The organism is Arthrobacter sp. B0316-5-4, assembly GCF_059090325.1.
The window spans coordinates 390,057-411,660 of the sequence record NZ_JBNHFN010000002.1; the positions used below are offsets into that span (position 1 = coordinate 390,057).

18 protein-coding genes and 2 pseudogenes are annotated in these 21,604 nt (G+C 63.5%); 8 read left to right on the top strand and 12 right to left on the bottom strand.

Annotated elements, in window-relative coordinates:
- Positions 1-187 precede the first annotated feature (187 nt).
- Positions 188-538: a DUF3846 domain-containing protein gene (locus AC5RU9_RS06150; protein WP_494015747.1), complete on the top strand. Its 351-nt coding sequence runs from the start codon at positions 188-190 to the stop codon at positions 536-538.
- A 130-nt stretch (positions 539-668) separates the two neighbouring features.
- Positions 669-2,417, top strand: a complete 1,749-nt coding sequence (locus tag AC5RU9_RS06155; RefSeq protein WP_494015748.1) for a pyruvate dehydrogenase — start codon at positions 669-671, stop codon at positions 2,415-2,417.
- Between the two features lies 1 nt (position 2,418).
- Here the strand turns inward: AC5RU9_RS06155 and uvrA are convergent, their stop codons facing one another.
- The 3 genes from uvrA to arfB are packed head-to-tail and all read right to left on the bottom strand — an operon-like array spanning position 2,419 to position 5,896.
- Positions 2,419-4,986, bottom strand: coding sequence for an excinuclease ABC subunit UvrA (uvrA, locus tag AC5RU9_RS06160; protein WP_494015749.1), 2,568 nt, complete (start codon positions 4,984-4,986; stop codon positions 2,419-2,421).
- A 40-nt stretch (positions 4,987-5,026) separates the two neighbouring features.
- Entirely contained in the window at positions 5,027-5,431 is a 405-nt protein-coding gene (locus tag AC5RU9_RS06165) for a RidA family protein (protein WP_494015750.1), read from the bottom strand.
- A gap of 45 nt (positions 5,432-5,476) precedes the next feature.
- A complete protein-coding gene (gene arfB, locus AC5RU9_RS06170; RefSeq protein WP_211712558.1) occupies positions 5,477-5,896 on the bottom strand; it encodes an alternative ribosome rescue aminoacyl-tRNA hydrolase ArfB in 420 nt (139 codons plus the stop codon).
- 116 nt (positions 5,897-6,012) lie between these two features.
- Between arfB and AC5RU9_RS06175 the strand changes: the two genes are divergently transcribed.
- Positions 6,013-6,408 (top strand): hypothetical protein, encoded by a 396-nt coding sequence (locus AC5RU9_RS06175; RefSeq protein WP_211712559.1) that lies wholly within the window; start codon positions 6,013-6,015, stop codon positions 6,406-6,408.
- Positions 6,409-6,489: 81 nt separating this feature from the next.
- Positions 6,490-7,107, top strand: a complete 618-nt coding sequence (locus AC5RU9_RS06180; protein WP_494015751.1) for a dihydrofolate reductase family protein — start codon at positions 6,490-6,492, stop codon at positions 7,105-7,107.
- A 49-nt stretch (positions 7,108-7,156) separates the two neighbouring features.
- On the opposite strand, the gene AC5RU9_RS06185 is transcribed toward AC5RU9_RS06180, so the two are convergent.
- Positions 7,157-7,567 (bottom strand): hypothetical protein, encoded by a 411-nt coding sequence (locus AC5RU9_RS06185; RefSeq protein WP_494015752.1) that lies wholly within the window; start codon positions 7,565-7,567, stop codon positions 7,157-7,159.
- A 201-nt stretch (positions 7,568-7,768) separates the two neighbouring features.
- Between AC5RU9_RS06185 and AC5RU9_RS06190 the strand changes: the two genes are divergently transcribed.
- Positions 7,769-8,251 carry a pyridoxamine 5'-phosphate oxidase family protein gene (locus AC5RU9_RS06190; RefSeq protein WP_494015753.1) on the top strand — a complete coding sequence of 161 codons (483 nt, stop codon included), beginning with the start codon at positions 7,769-7,771 and terminating at the stop codon, positions 8,249-8,251.
- Positions 8,252-8,257: 6 nt separating this feature from the next.
- The gene (locus tag AC5RU9_RS06195; RefSeq protein WP_494015754.1) at positions 8,258-8,611 is read left to right on the top strand and encodes a TraR/DksA family transcriptional regulator; all 354 of its coding nucleotides are present in this window, start codon (positions 8,258-8,260) and stop codon (positions 8,609-8,611) included.
- Positions 8,612-8,664: 53 nt separating this feature from the next.
- On the opposite strand, the gene AC5RU9_RS06200 is transcribed toward AC5RU9_RS06195, so the two are convergent.
- A complete protein-coding gene (locus AC5RU9_RS06200; RefSeq protein ID WP_494015755.1) occupies positions 8,665-8,925 on the bottom strand; it encodes a hypothetical protein in 261 nt (86 codons plus the stop codon).
- Positions 8,926-9,073: 148 nt separating this feature from the next.
- Here AC5RU9_RS06200 and ribA point away from each other — a divergent pair, with 148 nt between their 5' ends.
- Positions 9,074-10,867, top strand: coding sequence for a GTP cyclohydrolase II RibA (gene ribA, locus AC5RU9_RS06205; protein ID WP_494015756.1), 1,794 nt, complete (start codon positions 9,074-9,076; stop codon positions 10,865-10,867).
- Here the strand turns inward: ribA and AC5RU9_RS06210 are convergent.
- The 7 genes and pseudogenes from AC5RU9_RS06210 to AC5RU9_RS06240 form a co-directional block, all read right to left on the bottom strand.
- The gene (locus tag AC5RU9_RS06210; protein ID WP_494016063.1) at positions 10,854-12,143 is read right to left on the bottom strand and encodes an MFS transporter; all 1,290 of its coding nucleotides are present in this window, start codon (positions 12,141-12,143) and stop codon (positions 10,854-10,856) included. The two genes, ribA and AC5RU9_RS06210, sit on opposite strands and share 14 nt — an antisense overlap.
- A gap of 193 nt (positions 12,144-12,336) precedes the next feature.
- Entirely contained in the window at positions 12,337-13,707 is a 1,371-nt protein-coding gene (locus AC5RU9_RS06215; RefSeq protein WP_494015757.1) for a DUF3100 domain-containing protein, read from the bottom strand.
- A pseudogene (locus AC5RU9_RS06220) lies at positions 13,704-14,930 on the bottom strand (amidohydrolase). Before AC5RU9_RS06220 ends, AC5RU9_RS06215 begins: the two are co-directional and overlap by 4 nt.
- Positions 14,931-14,941: 11 nt before the next feature.
- Positions 14,942-16,386, bottom strand: a pseudogene (locus tag AC5RU9_RS06225) (aldehyde dehydrogenase family protein).
- A gap of 126 nt (positions 16,387-16,512) precedes the next feature.
- A complete protein-coding gene (locus AC5RU9_RS06230) occupies positions 16,513-17,418 on the bottom strand; it encodes an NAD(P)-dependent oxidoreductase (protein WP_494015758.1) in 906 nt (301 codons plus the stop codon).
- Positions 17,419-17,476: 58 nt separating this feature from the next.
- A complete protein-coding gene (locus AC5RU9_RS06235; protein ID WP_494016064.1) occupies positions 17,477-18,316 on the bottom strand; it encodes a MurR/RpiR family transcriptional regulator in 840 nt (279 codons plus the stop codon).
- Between the two features lie 227 nt (positions 18,317-18,543).
- Positions 18,544-20,475, bottom strand: coding sequence for an FAD-binding monooxygenase (locus AC5RU9_RS06240; RefSeq protein WP_494015759.1), 1,932 nt, complete (start codon positions 20,473-20,475; stop codon positions 18,544-18,546).
- A 166-nt stretch (positions 20,476-20,641) separates the two neighbouring features.
- Here AC5RU9_RS06240 and AC5RU9_RS06245 point away from each other — a divergent pair, with 166 nt between their 5' ends.
- Positions 20,642-21,592, top strand: coding sequence for a 5'-3' exonuclease (locus AC5RU9_RS06245; protein WP_494015760.1), 951 nt, complete (start codon positions 20,642-20,644; stop codon positions 21,590-21,592).
- Positions 21,593-21,604 lie beyond the last annotated feature (12 nt).

The following is a 21,604-nucleotide window of genomic DNA, read 5'->3' on the forward strand; positions in this document are numbered from 1 at the left end:
GAAAAGCGGGCGAAGGCCGAGGGCAGCGAAAACCGCTTCACCAAGCCCAGGAAAAGCCAACGGTAAGGTCCTCGCGCCCGTGTCGAAGCAGGTGGGATTACCGTTTTCACGGGGCTTGCCGTAGCTGCACGCTCTGTTCAAGGCGGAAATGCACAGCTGCTGGCAGCCAGAAAGTGTACAGATTGTCATGCGGAAATTCCTTGTTGCACTTATTGTTCCTGCCCGGCTCCACGAGCCCGTCAGGATTGAGGAAATTGGATTGTGCCTTGCCAGTCGGCAGGCATTAGTGGAAGGGAATGTGGAAGCCATATCAGGACGAGGTTGGCACGCATTCCTGAATGACCAGGCCAAGTCCATTCCCTTGCCACTGAACCCCCGGGCCGAAGTCCTGATCCGCGAAGCCGGCAACCCCATCGAAGCTCCGGTGAGCGGCAACGCCGTCTTCCTCGGCCACGGGAGCGACGGCGATGAAACGGACGTCCCAGCGCAGTTGCTGTCGCTGGCAGAACGCCTGTTCGCCACCCGGCTGGCGGCCTGAAGAAGGCCGAGCAAGAGCGTGGACATGCCCTGACCGTGGCACCGCCCGGGGACGCGCGGGCTGCTCGGAGGCAAGCCGACTATATTGGGCCATGTCAGCCCACCGCCACAACTGAGGGAGCCTGCACATTATGGCGAAGGAACTTGCCACCCAACTCATTGAACAACTCCAGGCTGCCGGGGTGCAGCGGATCTACGGGATAGTCGGGGACAGCCTCAACCCGGTGGTGGATGCGGTCCGCCAGACGGGCGGCTCAAGCAAGGGCGGTATTGACTGGATCCATGTTCGCCACGAGGAAGCTGCCGCCTTTGCTGCGGCTGCGGAGGCCCAACTGACCGGCAAACTGGCCGTCTGTGCCGGTTCCTGCGGGCCGGGAAACCTGCATTTGATCAACGGCCTTTACGACGCCAACCGTACCGGTGCACCCGTTCTGGCTATTGCCTCCCACATCCCCAGCAAGCAGATCGGCAGTGGCTTCTTCCAGGAGACCCACCCGGACCGGCTCTTCAACGAGTGCTCCGTGTACTCCGAAATGATCAGCACCGCCGAACAGGCGCCGCGGGTCATGCACAGTGCCATCCAGAGCGCACTTGGCCTGGGCGGAGTCGCCGTAGTTACCCTGCCGGGGGATATCGCGGGACTCGAAGCCGTCGCGCCCACGCCCCTGCCGGCGACCTTCCGGCCCGCCAGCTTGGTCCCTGATCCAACCAGCGTCCAGGAACTGGCTGGAGCCATCAACGACGCCGGAAAGGTCGCCATTTTCGCCGGCGCGGGCGTCGAAGGCGCGCACAGTGAGCTGATCTCCTTGGCTGAACTGATCAACGCCCCGATTGGCCATTCCTTGCGCGGCAAAGACTTCGTCCAGTACGACAACCCGTTCGACATCGGCATGACCGGATTGCTCGGTTATGGTGCCGCCGCCGAGGGTATCGAGGACGCCGACCTGCTCATCCTGCTGGGTACCGACTTTCCCTATGACCAGTTCCTCCCGGACACCCGGACCGCGCAGGTGGATCGCGCCGCGCAGCGGCTGGGGCGTCGGACCGACGTCGACATCGCAGTCCATGGCGACGTGCTCCCCACCCTGAGAGCCCTCCTGCCGCTGGTCCAGCCGAAGAAGAACCGCCGCTTCCTGGACCAGATGCTTAAGAAGCACGACCGGCTCATGAATAAGGCGGTGGGTGCCTACACGCGCAAGGTCGAGAAGAAACAGCCCATCCACCCCGAATACGCGGCATCTCTACTCGACCAGGTAGCTGCAGAAGACGCCGTCTTCACCGCCGACACTGGAATGTGCAATGTCTGGACTGCCCGTTACATCAACCCGTTGGGTACCCGTCGGTTGATTGGGTCCTTCCTGCACGGGTCCATGGCGAACGCGCTTCCGCATGCCATCGGTGCGCAGCTGGCTTATCCGGGGCGGCAGGTGGTTTCCGTGTCCGGCGATGGCGGTTTGTCCATGCTGCTGGGCGAGCTCGTCACCGTGGCAGCGCACCAGTTGCCAGTCAATGTGGTGGTGTTCAACAACTCCACCCTGGGCATGGTCAAGCTCGAAATGCTGGTGGACGGACTACCAGACTTCGGCGTGGACGTCCCCGACGCCAACTATGCGGCCGTGGCAAAGGCCCTGGGCTTCCATGCCGTGCGCGTCACCGACCCTGCTGACATTGAGGCCGCCTACCGGGAGGCGTTCGCGCATCCCGGCCCTTCCTTGGTGGAACTCATCACGGACCCCAACGCACTGTCCATCCCGCCGAAGATTTCGGGTTCGCAGGTCATCGGCTTCGCCACCGCAATGTCAAAGGTGGTGTTGAACCGCGGTGCCGGTGAGGCTGTCAGCATGGCCCGCAGCAACCTGCGGAACATCCCGCGACGGTGACTCAGCGCCCGAAGGCGGCTGCCAGGTAGGGTGCCGTCCGGCTCGTAGTGGAACGCGCGACGGCGGCCGGCGGCCCGGCGGCGATGATTGTGCCGCCGGCGTCGCCGCCGCCCGGTCCCAGGTCGATCACCCAGTCGGCCCCGGCCACGACATCCATCTCGTGTTCGACCACGATGACGGTGTTTCCCGCGTCCACGAGCCGGTGAAGTTGCGCCATCAGGAGCTGTACGTCAGCTGGGTGAAGTCCGGTGGTGGGTTCGTCAAGGATGTACAGGGTGTGCCCTCGCTGGATGCGCTGCAGTTCAGTGGCGAGCTTGATGCGCTGGGCTTCACCACCGGACAGTTCCGTGGCTGGCTGGCCCAAGCGAAGGTAGCCCAGTCCCACCTCCAGGAGGGTTTGCAGGCTGCGGGCGACACCCGGGAGGTCGGACAGGAAGTCGGACGCCGCCTCCACTGTCATGCCCAGGACATCGGCGATGCTTTTGCCGTGGTACTTCACTTCAAGGGTTTCGGGGTTGAACCGGGATCCTTGGCATTCCGGGCAGGGGCCGTAGCTGCCGGGCAGGAACAAAAGCTCCACGGCAACGAATCCCTCGCCCTGGCAGGTTTCGCAGCGCCCACCGGCGACGTTGAAGGAGAAGCGGCCAGGGCCGAAGCCGCGGGCGCGGGCATCCTCGGTGGCAGCGAACTCCTTCCGCACCCCATCAAACAAGCCGGTGTACGTTGCAAGGTTGGAACGCGGTGTACGGCCGATGGGCTTCTGGTCGACCTTGACGAGCCGGTCCAGCCCATGGAGCCCGGAGACTGACCCCGCACTGTTGGGCACGTCCGGGTCAGCTGCTTCGATGGTCCCCGGATGAAGTGCTGCGTCCACTACCTCTGCGAGGACCTGACTGACCAGGGTGGACTTTCCTGAGCCTGACACACCGGTCACGGCGGTCAGGACGCCCAACGGGAAGCCGGCCTCAAGATCGCGCAGATTGTGCCGGTTGACGTTGTGAAGCGTCAGCCATTCCTTCGCTTCCCGGGGTTCGCTGGTGCTCCGTCCACTCCCGGTGGCGGCTGGACCGTCGTCGTTCTTTTGATTCCCCGCAGCGCTGGTAGCAGGGAAGAGGAACGGCCGCGTCACTGACTCCTTCACGTCGGCAAGGCCGGCGACGGGGCCGCTGTAGAGAATTTCTCCGCCACCTTCACCCGCGCGTGGACCAACATCAACCAGCCAATCGGCAGCCCGCACGAATTCCATGTTGTGTTCGACCACAAACACGGAGTTGCCGGAGGCTTTGAGTTGGTCCAGGACATCGAGCAAGGATTCGGCATCCGCGGGGTGCAGCCCCGCCGATGGTTCATCGAGCACATAGACCACCCCAAACAGCCCCGAACGCAGCTGCGTGGCAATCCTCAGCCGCTGCATTTCGCCCGGGGAAAGCGTAGGCGTTTGGCGGCCCAATGCCAGGTATCCGAGGCCAAGGTCGGTCAGTACCGTGAGCCGCTTCAGCAGGTCGCGGGTGATCGCAACGGCTACTTCGGTGGCTTCGCCGGAGGACTGTTTCCGGGAAGCCGTCCCAGCGGAAGCGAGTTCCGTGGTTGGCCGGATAACGTCGGCCAGCTCGGTCATGGGCAGCGCGTTGAGTTCGGCGATGTTCTTTCCGGCGAAGGTCACGGCCAGCGCCTCCGGCCGGAGCCCGCTCCCGCCGCAGCGTGGGCACGGGCCGCTGACCATGAAGCGCAGCACCCGGTCGCGCATGGTGGTGCTCTTGGAATCGGCCAGGGTGTGCATCACGTAGCTCCGGGCGCTCCAGAACCTGCCCTTGTAGGGTTTGGCCACCCGATCGCGCTGCGGGGTCACTTCGACCACCGGTTGCTCTTCGGTGAACAGGATCCAGTCGCGGTCCTTCTTTGGGAGCTTCCGCCACGGGGTGTCCACGTCATAGCCCAGATGGGTCAGGATGTCGCGGAGGTTCTTACCTTGCCAGGCACCGGGCCAGGCCGCGATGGCACCGTCCCGGATGCTCAGTGTCGGATCGGGGACCAGGGAGGCTTCGGTGACTGTGTGCGCGGTCCCGAGTCCGTGGCACTCGGGACAGGCGCCTGCCGCGGTGTTGGGGGAGAAGGCGTCGGAGTCGAGCTGCCCGACGCCATCGGGGTAGGTCCCTGAACGCGAAAAGAGCATCCGCAGCGAGTTCGACAAGGTGGTCACTGTTCCCACGCTTGAGCGGGTGCTGGCGGTACCACGGCGTTGTTGGAGCGCGACGGCGGGTGGCAGCCCGGTGATGGACTCGACCTTTGGGTTGTGGCCTTGTTGGATAAGCCGACGGGCGTAGGGCGCGACGGATTCGAAGTAGCGCCGTTGGGCTTCGGCGAAGATGGTTCCGAAGGCCAGGGAGGATTTCCCGGAACCGGAAACTCCAGTGAAGGCCACGATGGAATCGCGCGGGACGTCCACGTCGATATTGCGGAGGTTGTTCTCGCCGGCCCCGTGGACCCTCACGAAGCCGTCCTCGGCGGGGGACTGCGGTGCAGCAGGGTCGGGTTCGGGCCGTTGGGTGGTCATCAGTTTGCTGTCCATTGACACGACTCTATCGGCGTCCGGCGCCCACGTGGTCTTCCTAAGCGCTGACGACGGCGGCTACCGCACTGATCTCCACCAGCGCACCGGGTACGCCCAGGCCCGCCACGAAAGCTGCCGTCACCAGGGGTGGCTCCTCTGAAGCGAGTTGCGCAGCAATCGCTCCATAGCCTGCCGCGAGGTCGGCGCCTTCGACGAAGAGCACAGTCCAATGGATCACGTCGCCGAGGCCGGCACCCGCGGCTTCGAGCGCGGTTTGGGCATTTTGCAGGGCGCGTGCGGACTGGATGGCCGCATCGCCTTCCCCGACCAGTTTTCCGCTCTGGTCTACGGCGTTCTGGCCGCCGACGTAAATGGTGGTGGCGCCGGGAGGAACGACGGCGACATGGCTGAAGGCAGGGCTGTTGACCAGTCCGGCTGGGCGGAGGCGTTGAATAGGTGACATGAAGGTATGGTGCCATCCGGCGTCGCCGGCCAAAAGGGGCCGCGGCTAATCGGCGGCAGGCCGGCGTCGTTGTTGCTTGGTTGCCGACCGCTGTTCCTTCGCAGCCCGGTGGCGTCGTGCGGAACCGCGGGTGGGTTTGGAAGGGCGGCGGACGGACTCCGGAGCGAGCCCAGCCGCAATGAGGTCGGCCAGCTTGGCAAGGGCAAGCTCCCTGTTGCGAAGCTGGGACCGCTCTTCGGACGCCGTCACGGTTATGACGCCTGAGACGAGCCTGCGACCAAGGCGCTGGAGCAGGATCTCCCGCTGCTCCTCGGTGATGGCAGCAGAGTCCGCGACGTTCCACATGAGTTCGGCACGGGTGTCGGTGGTGTTGACGTGCTGCCCTCCCGGTCCCGAGGATCGCGAGAACCGCCAGCTGAGTTCAGCGGCGGGGATCGTCAGCGAGGGCGGGATACGCAGGTCCATGGATCAAGCGTTACACGCCCCGTGGCCTTGGTGCTGACGGCACTCCGGGTCCTTCCCCTCGACGCGCTCATCGGAGCAAGTTCGGTGGTGCTGGCGTACGGACTTAGGATCTAGTCATGGCCGGTTCCCCTGATGTCCTTGGCCCCATCCTGGAAATGATGACCTGGGTGGGGTTCGTCCCGGGCGTGCCTCTGCTGGTCATAGCCTGGGCCATCGCCAGGCGGCGCTGCCCTTGGGCCACAGCCGACGGAGAACAGTTCACGGCCGGGGGATTCCTGGGAGTCCAGTGGGTGGACCAAAGCAATGAGGAACGGAAAGTCCTCCTGGATGTCGCTGCCAAGGATGGAAGCCTCACGTCGCGGTCTGTAGTGGTCCATTACGATCTCTGCCACCCCTCCAGGTGTTCCCTTCAGCCACCCCGGTATGACAACACCGTGCTGATTCTGGGCTGGATCCTCACTGGCATCGGGCTCCTCAGTACCATCGGCGGACTCCTCCTGGTGATCCTCTAGCTGCGACCCCTTGAACGCCTGATCGATCCGGGGCTAGCATTTGCGCACGTAGACCCGTGCGGCCAAAAGCAGGAGACCCAGATGAGCGACACGCCCGCAACGTTGACAGTGGATCTGATCATTTCACTGGACGGTTATGCCTCAGCCGAAGGATGGCCGGGGTGGTGGGGCTTGGAAAGTCCGGAGTACCTGGCCTGGCTCGAGGAAGAGGGTAAAAAGGAATTCACCACCTTGATGGGGGCGAACACCTACAGGGTCATGTCGGGCATGTCCGAGCAGGCCACCGGGGCAGACTCTGGGTTTTCCGAGGAGGAGGGCGCCGCCCTGACCGGGTTGGCTGCCATGCGCAAGGTGATTTTCTCCTCTAGCCTGCAGGAACCTTTGGCCTGGCCAAACTCGGAGCTCGTGGGCGGAGATGCGGTGGAGGTGGTGCGAACGATGAAGGAAACCGGAACAGGGAGGTTGATGACCCTCGGCAGCCTCAGTCTCTGCCGATCCTTGCTCGTCGCAGGTTTGGTTGACAGGTACCGGCTGGTCGTTTTCCCCGTTATCACCGGCCGAACCGGACGGGAGCGAATTTACGATGGCTATCCGGACGTTTCCCTTGAAATGGTAGGGAGCAGGACGTTTGGAGGCGGGCTGCAGATGCTCGAGTACATTCCCACCCTTATCGACGGCCCACCGGCCGGCCGGGGGTGAAGCGCCGGACCGGAAACAGGATGCGCAGGGGCCCGGTGGACTGCCGGGACTAGGGCTGTTCGGGGAGCAAACTCTTCAAGCAGTCGGCGTAGTGGGTCATGGCTTCGGAGAACGTCAGAAGTTCGAAGCCTGCGTGGCCTTCGGCGCTGCGGTTTCCGTCACTGGCCTCACGCCATAAGAGGGGCTCGCTGCTGGCGCCATTTGCCGTGAGCGTTGCAATGCCCCACGGGTGGCTCGGATCCGCCACCGTGATCCCAGCCGCATCGAAGGTATCGCGCAGGACATAGGTGGTGACAGTTCGCCACGATTGAAGAAACGGTGGGCGCAACTGCTCAATAAGGTCCTCGTCCTGGAGGTTGTACGCCTCCCACAAAGCCGTGGACAGCCCGTCCCACTCTTTGTCGTCGCGGACCATGCGGTGCGCTGCCTCCACATGGGCGATGGTTTCTTTCAACGTCATGGCCAGTCCCCACACTTCCTGTCGTCATTCAACCCGAGGCGCCTGTGGCCGCGGCCACAACACACCTTGATGAAAAGAGAACGGACAGGAGGCCTTCTTGATTCCCTGTCCCGCGGTCGTGGGCCAGCCGGTAGTCAATAAGCAAACTTACTAATAGGCTGGCCGTGGGGGCGTCCCCGAACGAAGAGAGTTGAGGCGAACATGGCAGAAGAGCGCGACATCAGCAAAGTCACGGACATCATCAACGATTCCAGGATCGGCATGGTGACCACGGTCAATGAACAAGGTGCTTTGGTTAGCCGTCCGCTGGCGGTCCAGGATGTCAAGGACGACGGCGACATGTGGTTCTTCACGGGACTGAGCACCTCACAGGTAGCGCATGTCCGTAATGATCCACGGGTCAACGTGTCCTTCGGAAAGAACACGGAGTGGGTATCTGTTGCCGGGAACGCCGAGGTGGTCACTGACCGGCAGATAATCCGCGACATGTGGAACCAAACAGTGGAAGCCTGGTTCCCGGACGGCCCCGAGACCCCGGAGGTCTGCCTGTTGCGTGTCGACTCTGAGTCGGCCGAGTACTGGACCAGCCCTGGGGGCACGGCTGCGACTGTGCTGCAGTGGGTGAAGTCCAAGGTCACCCACTCGCGGATGAGTGTCGGCGAAAGCGGCACCGTGGACCTGTGAACCGACGTGGCTGATTCGGGGCGGTTTCGGCGTCTCCTGGAGGGCGAGAGGCAGCAAAAGCTCGAACTTCTCGCCGCGCTGCGCAGCGACATCACATCGGTGAACCGCGCACGGCAGGACTCGAATGTTGATGACGAGCATGACCCCGAGGGCAGCACCATCGCTTTTGAACTGTCCCAGGCCTCTGCGCTGCTGGAGCAGAGCAAGCGCGGATTGGCCCAGATTGACGCCGCTCTTGAGCGCATTGCCGCAGGGAGCTATGGATTGTGCGCGGTGTGTGGAGCGGTAATACCAGAGGGCCGACTGGAAGCCCGGCCATGGACGCCGTTCTGCGTTAAGCATGCCTCCGGGAGGGCGTAGCCCTTTCGGAGAGTGGCAGTTTCGCTTCCTTGGCTGTTCAGGCTCCGCGTCCGCTAGGTCCCCATCCCCGGCTTGACCGGAACGTACTCGATGCCTTGTTGAACCTTCTTTTGCGGTCCACGGGAGAAGCCCTTGGCATCGAGGTGATTACCCGCCCGGTAGTCCGCCAGGGCTTGGTCGTAGGCCTCGTTGAGTTGCTGACCGCTGAGGATCTCCTGCGTGCCATCGGTGAAGGTGACCTGTATGTGGATGCCGCTTGGGAAGTGGCGCTTCATGCGAATGAAACCTTGCGGATCCTGCTGTAGGGAAATCAATGTGCGGCCACGCTTTCAGAAGAGGTTTCCCCTATCTTCCCGCATGGGAGTCTACGGTCGACATTTTAGTTGCAGGTTCAACCATTGGGTTGTACGGTTAACTTGAAGGTTCAAGCATTGCCTTCCTGCCAAACCTGAAGGACCCCACATGACCGCCTGTCTGGACATTGCACCACCCGCTGCATCGCTGCCCAGGGCGACCGTTCGCAGCAACGTCACAGTGCCGCTTCAGTTTCCTGACGGATTCCGGACGACGGCGGAAGTCTTCACGTTCCACGGCTTGGCTGATGGCAAGGAGCATTTGCTTCTGGCCCTCGGCTCATGGGAGCAATCCCTGTTGGCCCAGGATAGCGAAACAGGTGCTGCGCCTCTGGTGCGCCTTCACAGCGAATGCATGACAGGTGACGTCTTCGGTTGCGAGCGCTGCGACTGTGGTCCACAGCTGCGTGAAGCGGTGGAGGAGATTGCCGCCGTCGGAGGTTTCCTGCTGTACCTTCGACAGGAAGGCCGGGGCATTGGCCTGTATTCCAAACTGGATGCCTACGCGCTCCAGGACAACGGCCTGGATACCTACGAAGCCAATCTGGCTCTTGGCCATGGCCATGGCGAAGACGAACGTGACTACTCTGCCGGAGTCCAGATGCTCCAGGCCATTGGTGCCACTCGAATCCGGCTTCTGAGCAATAATCCTGACAAGGCAGCACAGCTCTCGGCACTGGGAATCGACATCACCGTCCCGGCGCTCCGGGGCTCGGGATTCGACATGGAACCGCCAAGCCCGGCAACTTTGATCTCCCTGGTGGGGGCCCTGCTGCCGCGCCTCCGGGAACGCGCATCCGAAACCGAGGAACTGCGCCGTTTGCCCGAATCCACCATGACCGACCTCCGCCAGGCGGGCGTCTTCCGCCTCCTCGCACCCAGAGGCGTTGGTGGTTACGGGATGGGTGTGGAGACCTACGCTGAGGTGGTCAGGCAGCTTGCCCGCGGTTGCGCATCGACTGCATGGACCGCGGGGCACCTGATGGAACATGTGTGGATGTTGGCCCGCTGGCCGAAGGAAGTCCAGGACGAAGTCTTTGCCTTGGGCAGGGTTCCACTGGCCGCAGCGACGGGTGCGCCCGTTGGTGCCGCCACGAAGGTTCCCGGTGGCTACAGCATCTCCGGCCACTGGAGTTTTGCTTCCGGAGTCATGCATTCGGAGTGGGCGCTCCTGGCTGTTGACTGCGACGGTGTCCGTCTCCAGGCGTTGGTCCCTGTCGCGGCGCTCGAATTGATGGACGCCTGGCATACCGCAGGGCTGCGGGGGACGGGCAGCAATGACCTGCGGGCAGATCACCTGTTTGTCCCGGACTACCGGGTCATGGAATGGGGCCACCTGAGCGCTTCGGACAACCCCGGCAGCCTGCTCCACCCTGACCCCACACTTCACATCCCCATGGCAACGCTGCTGAACCTGGTGGCACCGTCCACCGCTTTGGGCGCCGCGGAGCATGCCTTGGAGCTGTTTCAAGCGCAATTGATGGTGCGAAAGGTCAAAAACGCTACCGAGGTGCGCCAAGCAGACTCTGTACTGGCCCAAGCACGTTTCTCCGAGGCCTTCGGACTCGTTGCCACTGCCCGGCTGCATTGGGAGGAGGCGGTCCGGATTCTGGCGGCATCCATAAGGCGCTCCGGTACGGCGACAGCAGGCACGGAGCCAACAGATACGGAGCGGTCGCGGTACCGGCTATCGCTTGCCCTCAGCGGCCAGGCGGCGGAGGCCGCGGTCAGGCTCATCGTCGCGGGTTCGGGCGGCAGCGCACATCGCTTGTCGCATCCCTTGCAGCGCATCCAGCGGGACATGAATGTCCTCCTCAACCACCCCACGCTCAGCTTCGACCCCATTGTTGAGCAAGCGGGCCGGGGACTGCTGGGCCTGGGGTTCACGGTCAGGTCGTTCTAGGCGCTTCTGCTGGGCCCTCCCGGGTCGGTTCCGCAGCCAAGGTGCTGGCCCGGTCCGCTGCAGCCCCTTGCTTCCTGCTCGCCAGCAGGAATGGCACCGCAATGAGCTCGATAACGCCGGCCATGGCCAATGACGCCGGATAACCGTAAAGGTCCGCGCCGCGGCCCAGGAGTGGTTGGATCACCACTCCGCCGCTGGAACCCATCAGCGAATCGAAACTGAGGACAGTGGCACGCTGTTTCGACGGGATCATGTCATTCACATACGCCTGTCGGACCGGAGTAGCCGCAGAACCCACCACGGCCCACAACGCCAGCAGCACCAGGGCTACCCAGAACACGCGCGTGGATCCCAGCACCAGGAGAATCACGGCACCCACCAGGCCGGAAAGGATCATCACTGACGTGCGTTTGTGGAACAGCTCCCGGGCGTGCGGGGCCAGCCAGCCGCCCAGGATCTGCGAGCCTGCGACAATTGCGGCAGCCAGGCCCGCGATGGAGTAGGCTTTTGGGTCGCCAAAAAGGTCGAGAAGGTACGGCTGCAGAGCGTAAAAGACGTAAATTCCGACGCCGGCGCTAAAGGGAGCGGCCAGCATCATGTACCGAACTGGCCGGTTTTTCAGGCCGTTGTCTATCGAGGCCGTCAGTACGGTACGGACAGCCCGCAGGGGGCGCGTTGAACGCTCAGGCGAGAAACCGACGTCGTGCATGAGACCGAAAGCCACTGCGAACATGGCAAGCAGCACCCCCACGCGCATAAGGAAAGGCACGCCCAGGTTGGTGGCTTGGGCAATCACGCCGCCCGCGACGGAGCCAAACAGCATTGCGAGGCCCTGGACCATTTGCCCGCGGCCAAGCACGGATTCGAGCCCGCCTTCGTAACCGGAGAATCGCAAGGCGTCCACGAGCCACGCTTCGACGGCTCCGGAAAAGAACGTGAAGCCAAGGCCCAGCAGGACCGAAACCACGGCCCACATCCAAAACGGGGCTGAGACCTGCCAGAGCACGTAATACAGGTAGGTGGACACGGCCAGTGTCACGGTGCCGAGCAGGAACGATACGCGGCGGCCCCAACCATCGGCCACCACCCCGGTGGGGACTTCGAAGAGGACCATGCCCGCTGTGAAGAAGGCATTCGCGGCGAAGGCTTCCAGGTTGCTGAGGCCCGCATCAAGCAGGAACAGCGTGTTGATACCCCAGATGAAGGACGCCGCCACGGTATTACCCAGCGTCAGTGTCAGGTACACACGTTGGATCGTTCGTGCGGCGGGATTCATGGTGTCGCCGCTTCCGCCAGGGCGGGGAAGGACCACACGCCCATTCTCGCGCTGATCGCCCCTGTTCGCCAGATCCGGGGCGGGGAAGGTTCGTCAACCAACGCAACAGCCCGGACGCCGCACGTGAGTGAGAGCATCCGGGCTGTACGTGGTGCGGCGGTTTGGACCGACCCAACAAATCAGCTGGCACCGGCTAGTGCCAGAGTCCCAGGGCGAATTCGGCAATCACGGTGGATAGAAGGAAGGACGCAGTGATGGCAACAAGGCCCACGGGAATGATCTTCCACCCGATGTTCCGCAGCAAGGGGATGTCCTTGCCAAGGGACAGTCCGGCCAACGTCAACATCACCGTGGCGATGGAAAGGAAATCCACCGCCTTGACGGCTTCGTTCAAGACACCTGACCCGAAGAACCACGGACTTGAGATGTACGCACCAATGGTGGTGATAAAAACGATGGCAGAGACTTTCCTGGTGATCCTGGCCAACAACAGGCTGACGAGGACCAAAGCCAACATAATGCCGTAGCCGGCAAGGATGGACAGGCTCAAGCCCTTGGCAGCTACCGCTGCAGTACCAACACCCAGAACCGTCAGGACAGACAGGGAAAGCCACAGCGGCAGCTTCATGGCCGCCGAGGACTTCGCCACCTCTTCACGGAAGCGGCGGTTCTCCTCAGCCTGGATGCCATCCTGCTCCGGCTCAACTGCCGAACGCTCCAGGGGAGCAGTGCCTGCAGCCACCTTTGCGGTTTCCTTGTTGCGGGTCAGTAGCTTGTAGAACCGGTCAGCCACGGGCAAGGCGATGTAAATACCTACGTACACGCCAAGGATGGTGGTGATGAGGTTGGAAATTGCAGCCATCCCCAGGATGGCTTCCTGGTCACCCGGATAGGCCGCAATGATGCTCGCAGCCGAGGCAGCCATCATGGAGCCCGAACCGACACCGGCACCCATGGCCAGGGCCAACGGATCAAAAATTTTCCAGTTGGCTACCAACGAGGTCAGCAGCGTGATGAAGATGGCGCCGAACAGGGTCCCGAAAACGTACATGGCCAGGACACCGCGGTACTGGTCCGAATCGGGGCCGTACTTTTCCGAGACCATCGCGAAGGACGGTTCACGGTCCAAGGAAAACGTTGCGCCCACGGTTGCCTTGCCCATGCGCAGCAGGACCGCGAGGGGCAGCGCCAACACTACAGTTCCGAGCAGGTGCCCAACTTCCTGCAGGAGAAGCGCAGGACCGGCCTTGATGAGGCTCGGCAGGCTCGGTCCTATATTGAAGGCGAGCCTGGCCACCAGCAGCAGGACCGCGACGCCCACAAGTGCGGCCGCCACACGCTGCAGGTCCAGCCCGAGCCGCTTGAACTTCTGGATGGACACCAACAGGCCAAGGATCAAACCCCAGACCATGGGGAAAATGATGATCGCACCAATGCCAAGATCAATCTTGGCCTGGCCGATGAACTGGACCGCAAGGGCAATGACAAACGCCAGTGCGGCGATCGGAATCGTCAGCCGGGTACCGGCCTTGTCCGTCCGCTTGGTTTCGATGCTGGTGCTCATGATGTCGCTTCCTGGATCAGGGCTTCGCGCCGGTAGGCCGACTTGACGAAGCGCTCTCTCTGCTGGGGATCGGTTGCGGCGCCGGCGATTGTCCAAGCCAGCGCGGTGGCCGCCTCGAACATCACGGCATATGCCTCGGGTGTGTTCGCAACAGCTGCGAATCCGTGCGAATGGATGGGAACGTTGGCTCCGGGGATGCTGAGCCACGGATGCAATGAGGGAATGACCTGGGAAATGTTGCCCATGTCCGTGGAACCGCCGCCCATTCCCGCTGCGGGCGAGGTGTCCTTGCCGAACGCCTCCATCGCCCCGGTCCAGTGCACGGCAAGCTCAGCGTCCTGGATCAAGGGTTCATAGAGAGGCTCCGCGGCACTGATTTCCAGCGTGGTTCCCGTGGCGATCGCCGCGCCTTCAAAACACCGCTTCACACGCTCCAGCAAGGCCTCATACTCGGGAAGCGTGAAAGCGCGGCACTCGAAAGGAACCACGGCGTGATCCGGAATGATGTTGGTGACATGGCCGGCCTCGGCCACGTAACAGGCGACGCGATGATCGCCGGGGATCTGCTGGCGAAGCAAACCGATAGCCACCTGGCTGAGGACGGCAGCATCCCCGGCATTGACGCCCAAGTGGGGAGCGGCCGCAGCGTGGGCCGCCTTACCAGTGAAGACAGCCTCGTAGCGACCGACAGCCTGGGCAGTGGTCCCGGCCGGGTTATAGGTCACCCCGTCCTGAACAGGGTGGACCATCAGGGCCAACCCGACCCCGTCAAAGGCTCCCCGCTGGAGCATCAGCACTTTGCCGCCCCCGTGCTCCTCCGCCGGGGTACCAATAGCCTTGAGGGTGATGCCCAGCTCGTCCACATGGGGAAGGAGAGCCAGGGCTGCAGCCACGGAAGCACCCGCGATGAGGTTATGTCCACAGGCATGGCCCACAGATGGCAGGGCATCGTATTCCACGCACAGGGCAACGGTCAGGTCTCAGGTCCCGGCGCTCGCGGTGAAGGCCGTCGGCAGATCCGCAGTTCCGGCTGTGACGTCGAAGCCGCCTTCAGACAGGAGAGCGGCAATCGCCCCGGCTGCCCGGACTTCCTCGAAGGAGAGCTCTGGATTTGCGTGCAGGTCCTCCGACAACTCCTGCACTCGCGGCTTCCAGGTCGCTACGCCATCTGCCAGCGCTGCGCGAAGCGTCTCGTCCGAAGATGCTGTCTTAGTCGTTTCCATGGTTCTTCCTGCTAGTAGGACAGTGACGGGAAAGGGGATCCGGCCGCGCGGGTGGGAACCCAGACAGCCTTCGTCTGCGTGTATTCGTCCATGACGCCCGGTCCGGAGGAGCGGCCGTGGCCGGAATCGCCGAAACCACCGAAGGGAACAGCTACGTGGATGGTTTTGTAGGAGTTGATCCAGAAGGTCCCGGCCTTCACTTCGCGGGCAATGTGATGGGCGCGGGAGATGTCCGAGGTCCATACGGCGCCGGCCAGGCCGAAGTTGGTGTTGTTTGCCCGGGCGATGGCCTCGCCCTCGGAGTCGAAGGCATCCGCACCCACCACGGGACCAAAGACTTCCGTGGTTTCCAGGCGGTTCGCGGGTGTCACGCCATCCAGCAGCGTGGGCATGACCCAGTGTCCGCTCGAGAGGTTTGAGCCGGTCAGCGACTCAGGCAACGATCCTCCGGTAAGGCGACGGCCGCCGTCGTGCATTCCGGCCTCAATCAGCGAGGTGACAGTGGCGAACTGTGGTGCAGTGATAATCGGGCCCACTTCAGTTTCGGCGTGCAGCGGGTCACCGATCCGCAGCAGGGCGGCGCGTTCAGCCACCATTTCGACGAAGCGGGCGTGCACGCTGCGCTCTACGAGCAGTCGCGAGCCGGCGACGCAGGATTGGCCTGCACCGGAGAAGATCGCGGAGATCGCGCCATCGGCGGCCCGCTCCAGGTCGGCGTCGGCGAAAACGATGTTGGCGCTCTTGCCGCCAAGTTCGAGCAATGCGGGTATGCCGGCCTCCGCAGCTGAAACAGCGACGCGGCGTCCTGTCGGGACCGAACCGATAAAGCTGACTTTCCCTACCCTCGGGTCTGAAGTGAGCCTGGCTCCAACAGTCTGTCCCAGCCCAGCCGCGACGTTGAAGACGCCTTCGGGGAGTCCGGCTTCGTAGGCCAGTTGGGCGAGCCGGACAGTGGTTGCCGGCGTGAATTCGCTCGGCTTGATGATCACTGCGTTGCCAGCGGCGATCGGGGCGGCTGAGTTCCAGCCGGCCGTGAACAGCGGAGCGTTCCAGGGCGTAATGGCGACGACCACGCCCCACGGCACGCGCTCGGTGTAGGTATGCCAAGGTCCCGGCACGGGGATTGTTTGGCCGTGAGTTTGTCCGCCCATCCTGCGTAATAGCCGAACATTTCAGCGACCTTTGCGGCCTCAACGCGGGTGTCCCGGATGGGCTTGCCGGTGGTGGCTGATTCGAGGATCGCGAGCTCTTCACCATGGGCTTCGACAACCCTGCTGACGTTTCGGAGGATGGCTGCGCGCTCGAACCCGTTCAAGGCGCCCCATGTTGCCGCGCCCCGGACGGAGCTTTCCAGGATGGCGTTGGCACCGTCGGCTCCAGGATCGGAGTAGGCGGCAAAGGGTTCACCCGTAGCTGCCGAGGTCAGGGTGATGGTGTCGCCGGATCCCAAGACCACGTGCCCGTCGAGGAACGCGCCCAGGCCGCCGGGAAAGGCTGATTCCAGGACGTCGCGGGCGGTGGCGGTGGAGGATGCAGCGGGTGCTGTGGTGATGCTCAAAGTACTGTCCTTCGTTGGGGGAGGCTAGGCCATGGTGTTCTTGTGGGGGGCGCCGGCGGGAGTTATTGCGGGTGCTACCGTCCTGGCGATTTCGGTGAAATCTGCTGACGGTCCAAGGGCGGCCAGGGCTTCCTGCCACTGGCTGGCAGCTGCTGTCAGGAGCTCGGGCTGCTCGCCGATCTGCCGGGCGACATCGATGGCGAGGGCGGCGTCCCTGGCCATCAGTCCCAGGGAAAAGCCGGAATCGTGGGTGCCGGACAAAACCCAGTTGGGGTACATGTTGGCGGAGACTTTGCTGCCGCCGGAGGCATTGCTGATGCTTGCAGCCGCCACGCCTGGGTCGATGCCGTAGGCCTTCGCCACGCCGAGTGCTTCTCCGACGGAGACCAGGTTGGCTGCGGCCAGGACGTTGTTCAAGAGTTTGACGACGTTGCCACTCCCGGGGCCGCCGATGTGGGCGTAGCTGCCGCCGGTGAGGGCTTCAAGGACGGGCCGCGCGGCCTCCGCGGCGGTACCGCTTGCTCCGACGAAGGCGCTCAGGGTGCCGGTCGCGGCTCCCTCGCGTCCGCCGGAAACCGGGGCGTCAACGAAGGCGGCACCTTTGGATTCAGCCAGGATATCCATGGACTTGCTGGTGGCGGGCTCGGAAGTGCTGGTGTCGACAATGGCGATGGTCCCGGGTGCTGAGAGGAGCACCGGCACTGTTGCCTCGACAATCGCGGCCGAGGGGAGGGAAAGCACGACGAAGGGGGTGCCTGCAAGGTCCTGGAGTTCTGCGGTGGTGGATATTCCAGCCTGCGCAGCTGCATCGCGTGCAGCTTCTGAAGGGTCGAACCCGGCGACTTCCCAACCCGCGCTGTGCAGGGTGGTGGCCATGGCGCCGCCCATGGATCCCAGGCCGATAACGGCGACGCGGCGGTTGTTGCTCATGAGGTACTCCTAGAGAGGTGTTCAGGTGGGAAGAAGGTGTGGCGGACGACGGGTGACGTCAGTCCAGGTAGATGTCCAGGTCTTTCCAGAGTTGCTGCGTGCGGCGGATGGCAGCGCGGCTGCGTTCCGGGTGGGCCGCTTCCATGCCAGCCAGCAGGCCGTAGACCATGGAGTTCGCTGCGGTCACGGACTGGAAAAAGGAGATGCCTTCCGAGGCAACAATCAGCAGATGGTCCGCAGCGGCGGCCAGCCGGCCTCGACGCATGTCGCTGATGGCGATTACCGTGGCCCCCGCTTGCTTGGCGGCTTCGGCCGTGAGGATGATCTGTTGGACGGACCGCCACATGTTCACCACCACCAGGACGTCACCGGGGCCGAGGCTGTTCGCTGCTGATGCGAGATGCACTCCGCCGCGGTTTTCAAGGGTGATCGGGTAACCCATGGTGGACCCCAGGTGTGCCATGACGCTGGCCGGTCCAGCGAAGGACCCGATGCCGATGGTGGTGATCGACTGAGCTGATGCAAGGGCAGCGATGGCTGCCTCGACGTCTTCGGCGGTGTTTGAGTCCAGCGTGAGCCGCAGGTTCTCGATGTCGTGGTTCAGTGCGTCGTGGAGGGGGCTGCGATGTTCGCCATGTTCGAGGAGGGTGTCCTCGGTTGAAATCATCACCAAGTACCGGGACCGGAGTTCGCGTTGCAGGTCCGGCCAGCCCCGGTAGCCCAGCCGCTGGGCCGTGCGGACGACGGTGGAGTTGTTGACGTCCGAGCGCTGTGCGATTTCGGCGATGTCCGCGTACGAAGAGAGCTGCGGGTTGCGGGCGATGACCTCCACAACACGCGCCTGGGACTTGGACAGCGCAACCTCTGGAAGGGCGTCCCCGAGCCACGCATGATCCATGGATTCCCGCACTGCGGGGGAGGAGCCAGCCTCGTCTTGCTTGGTTGTCACGGTCTTTTACTCCTTGTAACCCACGTCACTCTGCAAACTAATTTGCATTTAACTTACTCTGCAATTTGGTTTGCGACCAGGGGTTTGCGTTACAGGGATGCAAATCTTCGGGGCATCGTTAAGTAGCAAGTGCCGGGGAACCCTGTTTGGGTTCCCCGGCACTTGGCGGTACATCGTTAGGCTTGGTTGCTCACCAGGCCATCTGCGGCGGCACTTGCCGTGTGGTGCGCTGAAAGCAGGGGCCTGAAGAACTCGCCGAGTTCCGCCGTTGCGGTCAGGGGCAGGACGTTGGCGACGTATTGGTCCGGGCGGACCACGATTACGACGCCGTCGCGGCTGAGTCCGCGCTGTTCGAAGATGTCGTTTGCCGGGTCGGTTCCGAAGACCTTCTCAAGGTAGGTGAGCTCGAAAGGGCCGACGGTGGGTTTGAACACGGCCGGGACGGCGTTGATGTCAACGCCGGTGTGGTCCTGCTGGTAGATCACCTTCACGTCGAACCATGCGTCGCGGTCAAGGTTCGACGGCGTCGCGGCCAGCGGCGAGTCGCTTGCGGTCGCGAGCCACTCGGCGAAGTCCGCGACCGGGCCCTCGGCACCCGCTTGGGCGGCGTCGGCGAAGACGTAGATCCGCCACCGGCCATCGGCTTTGGCGTGATGGCCCAGGTGCATGGGGTTTGTGTCGCAGACCCGCTGGACGGGAGCCGACTTGAAGCGCTTGCCTACCGGGAAGCCGGTGGCGAGTTCCTGGTGCTTTGCCTCAGCAACAAGCAGGGAAGGCGCGTACTGCGTCATGAACCCGGCGGGGAACTCCGCGGTGCTGGTGTAGAAGGTTTCCAGTTCTGCCGGGTCCTCGAACTCTTCGGGCTTCTTTGCCATGAGGGTGGACCATTGCTTGTCAAAGTCGATGAGGTTCTTCGCCACCACCTGACGCTCGGCCGAGTAGGTATCCAGCAGGGACTCCGGGCTACGGCCTTCCAGGACGTGCCCGAGCTTCCAGCCGATGTTGAAGCCGTCCTGCATGGACACATTCATGCCCTGGCCGGCCTTAGCGGAGTGGGTGTGGCAAGCATCTCCGGTGATAAACACCCGAGGGGTGCGCGTACCGCGCTCCTCCGGCAGAACGTCGTCGAACCTGTCCGTCAGGCGGTGGCCAACCTCGTAGACGCTGTGCCATGCGACGTTGCGGACATCCAGGGTGTAGGGGTGCAGGATGTCATTGGCCTTGGCGATGATTTGCTCGATGGTGGTCTTCCGCACCGCGCCATGGTCATCCGCGGCGACCTCGCCGAGGTCCACGTACATCCGGAACAGATGCCCGCCTTCGCGCGGGATCAGCAGGATGCTCCCTCCGGAGCCGGACTGGATGGCGCACTTGGTGCGGATATCGGGGAAGTCCGTCACCGCGAGGACATCCATGACGCCCCAGGCATGGTTGGCCTGGTCCCCGGCAAGATGGCAGCCAATGGATTCGCGAACCTTGCTGCGCGCGCCGTCGGCGCCCACGACGTATTTGGCTCGGATGATGCGCTCTTGGCCCTCGTTGGGACCGGAGGTGTGGCCCAGCGTCACCTCGATGGGATACTCGCCCTCGCCGGTGACCTTCAGGCCGACGAACTCGTAGCCGTAGTCGGGCCGCATCCGGGCCGGCGAGTTGGCCATGAACTCGGCAAAGTAGTCCAGCACCCGGGCCTGGTTCACGATCAGGTGCGGGAACTCGCTGATCCCCGCGGGGTCATCCACCGCGCGGGCGGCACGGACGATGCGCGAGTGGTCGGCCGGGTCCGGCTTCCAGAACGCCATTTCGGTAATCCGGTAGGCCTCGGCAATGATCCGCTCCGCGAAACCAAACGCCTGGAACGTCTCGACGCTGCGCGCCTGGATCCCATCAGCCTGTCCAATTGCCAGCCGGCCCGGGCGGCGCTCAATGATGCGGGTAGTGACGTCCGGGAACTGGGACAGCTGTGCCGCCGTCAACATTCCCGCCGGGCCGGTGCCCACAATAAGGACATCAACTTCATCGGGAAGCCCGGCTGGTCGATCGAGGCCGACGCCGGCCGCCGGCTCGACTCGGGGGTCACCGGATACGTAACCGTGGTGGTGGAACTGCACGGGCTTTCCTCACTTCTTCGTGGGCTGGTTGGCATTCATGTGTTCGATAATAGAACAACGTGTTCTATTATCGCTCACACTATCGTAATGCGGCTCACATAAGCGTTCAAGTCCTTTCGGGTTTGGCCGCAGTTGTACGGCAGTTCCTTCGAAATGTCCGTTGGTCATGTCAGGATCAGGTATGCCTCGACTGATGCTCCTGGACACTGCCTCGTTGTATTTCCGCGCCTTCTACGGCGTGCCGGATTCGATCCGTCGCGCAGACGGGACACCGGTCAATGCGGTCCGTGGCCTGATGGACATGATCGCCCGCCTCGTCACCGACTATGAAGCGACCCACCTGGTGGCCTGCTGGGACAATGACTGGCGCCCGAAATGGCGGGTAGACCTGATTCCCAGCTACAAATCGCACCGGGTGGCGGAGGTGGTTCCGGACGGGCCCGACGTCGAGGTGGTCCCCGACCCGCTGGAGGCACAGATCCCCCTGATCCGGCGTGTTCTGGAGCTCGCCGGCATCGCCGTCGTTGGCGTGGACCACCACGAAGCCGACGACGTCGTTGGTACCTATGCCACCCAGGCGCCGTTCCCCACCGATGTGGTCACCGGAGATCGCGACCTTTTTCAACTCGTCGACGATGACCGCGGCGTCAGGGTCATTTACACCGCTCGCGGCATGAAGAACCTTGAGGTGGTTACCGACGTCGTAGTTGTGGGCAAGTACCGAGTGCTGCCCCAGCAGTACGCCGACTTTGCGACCCTACGAGGTGACGCCTCCGATGGACTGCCCGGCGTGGCCGGGATCGGCGAAAAAACGGCAGCATCCTTGTTGGGCGAGCATGGCTCGCTGGAAGGCCTGCTGGAGGCGGCCGAAGCGCCCGACGGCGGTTTGTCCGCTACCGTCCGGGCCAAGCTGTCCGCCGCAGCGGACTACCTCAAGGTGGCACCCGCCGTCGTCAACGTGGTCCGGGACCTGGACGTGCCGACGCTCGAACAAGCCGGCGCCGAACTGCGGCCCGTCACGGGGGAGGCGCGTGCTGAACTTGAGCGGCTCGCTACCGAGTGGAACCTGGGCGGCGCAGTGAAGAGGCTCCTGGATGCATTGGACAAGCTCGGCTGAAACTCGAATTCA